Below are 845 nucleotides of genomic sequence, written 5' to 3'. Positions count from 1 at the left end.
GTCCTTGAAAGAGACCGCCTGCGGCACCGGAGCGCGAGCTGTTGGGTTCCGGTGCTCCGGGTCAGAGGGGGAGTTCTGCCCAGACGGTCTTGCGTGGTGGCAGGCCCGGGGTGACGCCCCAGCGGTCGGCGAGGGCGTCTACGAGGATCAGGCCGCGGCCGGACTCGGAGTCCGGGCCGGGGAGTCGGGGTGTCGGCAGTCGGTCGTCGCGGGTGTCCGTGACCTCGATGCGGAGCGTGTCGGCTACGACGTAGAGGAGCAGGCGGAAGTCGCGGCCGGGGATGCGGCCGTGCTGCGCCGCGTTGGCCGACAGCTCCGCGATGACCTGCCTTGCCGGGTCCAACGGCAGTCCCCACGAGCGCAGTTGCTCGGTGGCCAGGAGACGGGCCAGGCGTGCGCCGCGTGGGGTGGAGGACAGTTGGATGCTGAAGCTGCGGATGGGGGTGGTGAGTTCGGGGGATTTCTGCGTCACGTCACTCAGCGTGGCGGTCCGTGCTTACTGTGAACAGTGACTCAGCGGGTGCGTACGGTAACTGTCCGGAGCTTGTCCGGTGGTGTCCGGGCTGTCGGGACGGGGCGTACGGGTAGGGCGTTGGGCACGGTCGTACGACGGAAGGGTGCGGGATGACGGCGGTCGAAGCGGACGCGGGTCGGCTCAAGGGTGAGGCGGACGAGCCGGGTTGGGAGGTGGATCCGGACGACGAGTGGGGCGTCGCGGTCATCGCCACGGTGGGGCGGCAGCTGAAGCTGCGGCGGGAGGCGGTGGGGATGCGGGCCGCCGAGTTCGGGACGGCGGTCGGGTACGGCGAGGACATGGTCTACAAGATCGAGGGCGGGAAGCGGAT

General features: G+C 70.2%; 2 protein-coding genes. One reads left to right on the top strand and one right to left on the bottom strand.

Annotation, left to right across the window (positions count from 1 at the left end; all coding sequences use genetic code 11):
- Positions 1-61: 61 nt before the first annotated feature.
- On the bottom strand, positions 62-472 hold the full coding sequence (locus CA983_RS44345; protein ID WP_086606173.1) for an ATP-binding protein: 411 nt from the start codon (positions 470-472) through the stop codon (positions 62-64).
- Between the two features lie 152 nt (positions 473-624).
- Here CA983_RS44345 and CA983_RS44340 point away from each other — a divergent pair.
- The coding region (locus tag CA983_RS44340) for a helix-turn-helix domain-containing protein (RefSeq protein WP_143645887.1) at positions 625-845 on the top strand (221 nt) is incomplete at its 3' end.

This window comes from Streptomyces swartbergensis (assembly GCF_002148965.1).
Classification (GTDB): domain Bacteria; phylum Actinomycetota; class Actinomycetes; order Streptomycetales; family Streptomycetaceae; genus Streptomyces; species Streptomyces swartbergensis.
The sequence above is the reverse complement of the archived record's forward strand: the minus strand, read 5'-3'. Positions and strand labels throughout refer to the sequence as shown.